This window comes from uncultured Mycobacterium sp. (assembly GCF_964249325.1).
GTDB lineage: Bacteria > Actinomycetota > Actinomycetes > Mycobacteriales > Mycobacteriaceae > Mycobacterium.
The window spans coordinates 1-6,639 of sequence record NZ_CAXUCH010000232.1; the positions used below are offsets into that span (position 1 = coordinate 1).

At 66.2% G+C, this 6,639-nt stretch carries 7 protein-coding genes; 4 read left to right on the forward strand and 3 right to left on the reverse strand.

The annotated features are described in order from the left end of the window. The 3 genes from ACFE99_RS20960 to ACFE99_RS20970 all read left to right on the forward strand — a co-directional run. Nucleotides 1-357, forward strand: a 357-nt coding sequence (locus ACFE99_RS20960) for a ketopantoate reductase C-terminal domain-containing protein (protein WP_375488329.1), incomplete at its 5' end; no start/stop codon positions are given. Nucleotides 358-368: 11 nt separating this feature from the next. Continuing rightward, on the forward strand, nucleotides 369-869 hold the full coding sequence (locus tag ACFE99_RS20965; protein ID WP_375488335.1) for an SRPBCC family protein: 501 nt from the start codon (nucleotides 369-371) through the stop codon (nucleotides 867-869). Between the two features lie 58 nt (nucleotides 870-927). Further along, a complete protein-coding gene (locus tag ACFE99_RS20970; RefSeq protein ID WP_375488330.1) occupies nucleotides 928-1,809 on the forward strand; it encodes a neutral zinc metallopeptidase in 882 nt (293 codons plus the stop codon). A gap of 5 nt (nucleotides 1,810-1,814) precedes the next feature. On the opposite strand, the gene ACFE99_RS20975 is transcribed toward ACFE99_RS20970, so the two are convergent. The 3 genes from ACFE99_RS20975 to ACFE99_RS20985 are packed head-to-tail and all read right to left on the reverse strand — an operon-like array spanning nucleotide 1,815 to nucleotide 4,559. Continuing rightward, nucleotides 1,815-2,825: an Rv2578c family radical SAM protein gene (locus ACFE99_RS20975; protein ID WP_375488331.1), complete on the reverse strand. Its 1,011-nt coding sequence runs from the start codon at nucleotides 2,823-2,825 to the stop codon at nucleotides 1,815-1,817. A 30-nt stretch (nucleotides 2,826-2,855) separates the two neighbouring features. After that, the gene (locus ACFE99_RS20980; protein WP_375488332.1) at nucleotides 2,856-3,755 is read right to left on the reverse strand and encodes a dihydrodipicolinate synthase family protein; all 900 of its coding nucleotides are present in this window, start codon (nucleotides 3,753-3,755) and stop codon (nucleotides 2,856-2,858) included. 18 nt (nucleotides 3,756-3,773) lie between these two features. After that, the gene (locus tag ACFE99_RS20985; RefSeq protein ID WP_375488333.1) at nucleotides 3,774-4,559 is read right to left on the reverse strand and encodes an aldolase; all 786 of its coding nucleotides are present in this window, start codon (nucleotides 4,557-4,559) and stop codon (nucleotides 3,774-3,776) included. Nucleotides 4,560-4,728: 169 nt separating this feature from the next. Between ACFE99_RS20985 and ACFE99_RS20990 the strand changes: the two genes are divergently transcribed. After that, nucleotides 4,729-6,321 carry a purple acid phosphatase family protein gene (locus ACFE99_RS20990; protein WP_375488334.1) on the forward strand — a complete coding sequence of 531 codons (1,593 nt, stop codon included), beginning with the start codon at nucleotides 4,729-4,731 and terminating at the stop codon, nucleotides 6,319-6,321. The last annotated feature ends 318 nt before the right edge of the window (nucleotides 6,322-6,639 follow it).

Genomic DNA, 6,639 nt, shown 5'->3' on the forward strand with positions numbered 1-6,639 from the left:
CTGCTGGCCAACGCGGTGGGAGGCCTGATGGTGCTGAGCGGGCGGCGTTCGGGGATGTTTCGCCGCGACGACGTCGCCGCGCTGTCCCGTCGCTACCTCGCCGAGTGCCTGGCCGTCGCACGTGCCGAGGGCGCCCGCCTGGGCGACGACGTCGTCGACGAACTGGTGGACATGTTCCGTGCCGCTCCGGTCGACATGGCCACCTCGATGCTGACCGACCGGGAAGCCCGCCGAGAACTGGAATGGGACATCCGCAATGGCGTGATCATCCGCAGGGCGCGGACGCACGGTTTGCCGACGCCGATCAGCGACGTCGTGGTGCCCCTTCTCGCCGCGGCGAGCGACGGTCCGGGCTAATGTCTAACGCCATGGTCCCCTGCGAACGTGTCGACCTCGACTTCATCGAGAGGGCGCCGTACCGGTATCGCAACAGCGTCGAACTGGCCATCACACCCGAGCAGCTTTTCGAGGTCCTCGCCGACCCGCAGTCGTGGCCCCAGTGGGCGACGGTGATCACCAAAGTGACATGGACCAGCCCGGAGCCGCGCGCCGTCGGCGCGACGCGAACCGTCCACCTGCGCCGCGGCATCGTCGGCGACGAGGAGTTCCTCGCGTGGGAACCGTTCCACCGCATGGCATTTCGGTTCAACGAATGCTCGACCCGCGCCGTCGCGGCCTTCGCCGAGGATTACCGCGTCGAGCCAACCCCCGGCGGCTGCCGGCTGACCTGGACCATGGCGCAGAAACCGGCCGGTGCGGCCCGGATGGCGATGTTTATCGCGCGCCCACTGCTGAACTTGATGCTGCGCCGGTTCCTGGCCAATCTACGGGCCTACACCGACAAGCGGTTCGCCACCGCGCGACAGTAATCACTCACCTCGTCCTCGCCGGTCAGCCAGCCGACGACCAGATTCAACGGAGAGCGGGATGACCTTCAACGAAGGTATGCAGATCGACACCAGCACGACGTCGACGTCCGGTGGCGGCGGGGGCCGGATGATCGCGATTGGAGGCGGCCTCGGCGGGCTGGTGTTCGCGGTCGTGGCCATGCTCCTCGGTGTGGATCCCGGTAACGTGCTCAGCCAGCAGCCGGTGAACGTCGGCGAAAACACCGCACCCGGTTTCGACCTGGACAGGTGCCGGACCGGCGCCGACGCCAACAAATACGTGCAGTGCCGGGTGGTGGCCACCGGCAACTCGGTGGACGCGGTCTGGAAACAGTTGATGCCCCGCTACACCCGCCCGCACGTGCGGCTCTTCAGCGGCGCGGTGGACACCCGTTGCGGCCCGGCGACCAGCGAGGTGGGCCCCTTCTACTGCCCACTGGATAGGACCGCCTATTTCGACACCGACTTCTTCCAAGTGCTCAAAGACCAATTCGGTTCAAGCGGTGGGCCGTTGGCGCAGGAGTACGTGGTGGCTCACGAGTTCGGCCACCATGTGCAGAACCTGGAGGGTGTGCTGGGCCGCGCCCAGCAGAGCGCGCAGGGCGCGGGCGGCAACGGCGTACGCACCGAGCTGCAAGCCGACTGCTACGCCGGGGTGTGGGCGCATTACGCGGCGACGGTCAGACAGGAGAGCACCGGCGCGCCGTTCTTGGAGCCGCTGACCGACAATGACATCGCCGACGCGCTGTCGGCCGCGGCGTCGGTGGGTGACGACCGGATCCAGAAGCAGGCAACTGGGCGCACCAACCCGGAGTCGTGGACCCACGGCTCGTCCGAGCAGCGGCAGCACTGGTTCACCGTCGGCTATCAGACCGGTGACCCGAACAAGTGCGACACCTTCCACGCAGCCGATCTGGGCTAGGGCCGCTAGAACAGCGTCGGCTGCAGTGCCGCGACAGTAGGTTCGGTGGTGGTTTCCGTGACCGCTCGCCGCTGCCCGCCCAGACCGTAGCGTGCGATCAGCGGTTCTACCCGCTCGCGCAATGTTTTTCGGTACTGCTCCGGCAGATACGCGCCGCGCCCGTATAACTCCTGGTAGGCCGCAGCCAGCTCGGGATGTGACCGCGCCAGCCACGACATGAACCAGCCGCGGGTCGACCCGCGCAGGTGCAGGCCCAATACCGTCACACCGGCGGCGCCGGCGGCGGCGATCTCGCGCAGCAAAGCATCGAGGTGCTCGACGGAGTCGGTCAGATACGGCAGCACCGGCGCGACCATGACGTGGCACTCCAATCCCACGCGGCGGACGGCGCTGATCAGCCCCAGCCGGGCCTGCGGGCTCGGTGTCCCCGGTTCGACGTCCTTGTGCAGCACCGGATCAGCCACCGCCAGTGACACCGCAAGGCTGACCGGCACTTGCGCGGCGGCCTCGACGAGCAGCGGAAGGTCACGGCGCAGCAGGGTGCCTTTGGTCAGAATCGACAGCGGCGTGCCCGATTCCGCGAGCGCACCGATGATGCCCGGCATCAACGCATAGCGGCCTTCGGCCCGTTGGTATGGATCGGTGTTGGTGCCCAACGCGACCTTCTCGCGGCGCCACGATTTGCGGTGCAGCTCCCGCCGCAGCACCTCGACGATGTTTGTCTTGACGATGATCTGGGTGTCGAAGTCGTTGCCGCAGTCCAGATCGAGGTATTCGTGGGTAGGCCGCGCGAAACAGTATCGGCAGGCATGCGCGCAGCCACGGTATCCGTTGACGGTGTAGCGGAACGGCAGCATCGAGGCGTTCGGGACTTTGTTCAGCGCGGATTTGCACAGCACTTCGTGAAACGTGATGCCGTCGAATTGCGGTGTGCGCACACTGCGGACCAAGCCGATGCGCTCCAGGCCCGGCAGGGCGCCGTCGTCAACGGCGACGCTCTGCTGCTCCCAACGCATACCCTATTCGAACTCTTGTTCGAGGCAAAGTCAAGCCACGTCGGCGAGCAACCCGCGCAACCTGGCCCGGCCCTGGTCGTCGAGCGGCAGCAACGGCCGGCGCGGATCGCCAACGCCCACACCGAGCAGATCGAGCCCGGCCTTGACCGTGGTGGCCAGCCCGCCGGCGACGATGAACTCCAGCAGCGGTTTGAGTTCGTCGTAAATCTTTTGCGCCTTGTCCAGCTCGCCGACGCGCACAGCGTCGTACAGCTCGATGCATGGCTGCGGCCGCAAACACGGCGCGGCCGTGCACCATCCGGAGGCGCCGGCCCTCAATGCGTCGAGCACCAACGGGTTGCTGCCGTTGTAGAACGGCAGCTGCCCGCCGCTGAGCTCGGCGATGCGCTGCATCCGCGACAAGTCACCGGTGGACTCCTTGACCATGGTGAGGTTGTCGATGGTCTCGAACATCGTCACCAGCAGCTCGGGGCTCATGTCGATCCCGGCGGTGGCCGGATTGTTGTACGCCATGATCGGAATCCCGATCGCCTCGCCGATACTGCGGTAGTGCTCGACGATTTCGCGCTCGGTGAGCTTCCAGTAGGACACCGGCAGGACCATCACCGCGTCGGCGCCCGCCTTCTGCGCATACTTGGCGCGCCGAATTGTGTTGGCAGTGGTCAGATCTGACACGCCGACGACGACGGGCAGGCGAGCGTCGACGGCGGAGATCGTGGTGTCGACCGCGGTGTCGAACTCGTTCTCGTCGAGGTAGGCCAGTTCGCCGGTGCTGCCGAGTGGGGCGATCGCGTGGACTCCGGCGCCTACCAGCCGATCCACCAGTGCGGTCAGCGCCGCAGTGTCGATCGTGCCGGCCGGATCGGCGGCGAACGGGGTTACCGGATAGGCGATGATGCCGTGAATCCTCGGCAGCGACGGCTCGGACACTGACATGCTCCTTACGGGTCAACCGGTCAAAACGTCGGGATGGCGCTTGAGCGCGCGGCGCGCGTAGTAGGCGAAGTTCGCCCGGCTGCGTTCGGGTCGCAGGGTCCAGTCGTGGGCCTCACGGGCCAGCTTCTCTGGCAGTTTTTGGATGGTGCCGGCTGCCATGGCGGCCAGTTGCAGTTTGGCGGCACGCTCGATGAGCACCGCCAGCGAGCAGGCTTCCTCGATGCTGGCGCCCGCCACCACCTGGCCGTGGTGGGCCAGCAGGATCGCCTTCTTGTCGCCGAGGGCAGCGCTGATGATCTCGCCCTCCTCGTTGCCCACCGGCACGCCGGGCCAGTCGGCCAGGAACGCGCAGTCATCGTAAAGCGGGGTGGTGTCCATCTGCGACGCGATCAGCGGGATCTCGAGCATCGACAGCGCCGCGCAGTGGAAGGCGTGCGTATGCACGATGCACTGAACGTCTGGCCGCGCCCGGTAGATCCAGCTGTGAAAACGATTGGCGGGGTTGGCCATTCCCTCGCCGTCGAGCACGTTGAGATCCTCGTCGACGAGCAGCAGATTGGCGTCGGTGATCTCGTCGAACCCCAGGCCCAGCCGCTGGGTGTAGTAGGTGCCGGGCTGCTCGGCCCGCGCGGTGATCTGGCCCGCCAGTCCGGAATCGTGCCCGGCGTCGAACAAGGCCCGGCAGGTCAATGCCAGCTTCTGGCGGGTGGTCAATCCGGACTCCCCGACGTTGCGGGCAAGGCTCTCCTGGGCGCGACGCATCAGCTCGTCTTTGGAATCGGTGAAAGTGGTTGCCATCGTTGGCTCCCGGATCGCAGGGACATGGCTATAGCCACCATATGCAGCTCCGACCTCGACGCGTCGAGTGACCCACCGATTCCGTGCGGTGGCCATGGTGCCCGCCCGCTGTGACGGGTGTTCACCGGCGCTTATGTCGGCTGTCGCCCAGTTCAGGTATGAAGCAAGGGTGGCCGAAGATCCGGAACCGGCCGACGGTGCCGCCCCGCGACCGCCGGGCATCAGTCGGCGGACGCTGCTTGCCACGGGCGCGGCGTCGGCGGTCCTCGGAGCGGGCCGCGGTGTGGGCGGCGCGGTGGTGACGCGATCCCATCCGCCGGCACCTGCCTTGTGGCCGCAGCCTGACCGCACTGGTGGCCCGCCGGTCGGTGGTCTGCATTTGCAGTTCGGCCCGAACGCCTCCACCGAAGTGGTGGTGTCGTGGCACACTACCGAGCCGGTGCGCAATCCGCGGGTAATGGTGGGCGCGCCCGGATCCGGTTTCGGGCGGACCGTGCAAGCCGAGACCCGCACCTACCGCGACGCCAAGTCCAATACCGAGGTTCGCGTCAACCACGCCGTGCTGGCCAACTTGACACCGGATAGCGACTACGTCTACGCCGCCGTACACGACGGCACCAGCCCCGAGCTGGGAACGGTGCGCACCGCGCCATCGGGGCGAAAGCCGATGTGTTTCACCAGTTTCGGTGACCAGGCCACCCCGACATTGGGCAGGATGGTCGGCAGCAGGTACTCCAGCGACAACCTTGGATCACCGGCCGCTGGGGATATGACTGCCGCCGTCGAGCGCATCGGTCCGCTGTTCAACCTGGTCAACGGCGACCTGTGCTATGCCAACCTGGCCCGTGACCGGATCCGCACCTGGTCGGACTGGTTCGACAACAACGCCCGCTCGGCGCGTTATCGGCCGTGGATGCCGGCGGCAGGTAACCATGAAAACGAACTCGGCAATGGGCCAGTCGGTTACGCCGCCTATCAGACGTACTTCGCGTTGCCGGATTCGGGATCAGACCCGAAATTTCGTGGGCTGTGGTACGCGTTCACCGCCGGTTCGGTGCGGGTGATCAGCCTCAACAACGACGATGTGTGCTTCCAGGACGGCGGCAACTTTTACATCCACGGCTATTCGGGCGGTGCGCAAAAGCGGTGGCTGGAAAGCGAACTCGCCGATGCGCGCCGCGACTCGGCGATCGACTGGATCGTCGTGTGTATGCATCAGACGGCGATCTCGACCACCGACCGCACCAACGGCGCCGACCTGGGCATCCGCGAGGAATGGCTGCCATTGTTCGACCGCTACCAGGTCGACCTGGTGGTGTGCGGCCACGAACACCACTACGAGCGCTCGCATCCGATCCGCGGCGTGCTGGGCGGCGACACCCGCACGCCGATACCCGTCGCCACCCGCGCCGACGTCGTCGACACCACCAATGGAACGGTGCACGTCGTCATCGGCGGCGGGGGAACGTCGTCGCCGTCGAACACGCTGTTCTTCGCCCGACCGCGGTGCCGCGTGGTGACCCGGGTTGGCGGATTCGATCCTTCGATTGGCCGCAAGGCGCCGATCTATCTGACAGAGGACGCGCCGTGGTCGGCGTTCCGCGATCGCGAGAACCCTTACGGCTTCGCCGCTTTCGAGGTCGACCCTGGTCAACCGGGCGGCAAGACGTCCATCAAAGCCACGCATTACGCGGTGCACGGGCCCGCCGGTGCGCTCAGCGTCGTCGACCAGTTCACCCTGACCAGGCCGCGCGGCGATTAAACGGCTTGCACATTCCGCAAATCTCACGGTTCACCAAAAGAAGGGGATGTGCAGATGTGCCCGGCTACGAGCGACAACTTGCTCACCTCTACGAACAACGCCACTCCACATCTTTGACGCGGCTGTCAACGTTGTCGTGGAAGAGGTTGGGAGACCGAACAACCGGTACGAAGCTGCTAGCGACATCAGGTAGGTAACGGCCGGCAGAACCATCGGGGTTGGTAATACCAGGGTCCGTGATTCCGGTATTGGCTAGCGACCCAACTTGGCTCGAGTTGGTGCGCAATGGCACCGCTGGTGTTGATGAGGGGTTGCGGA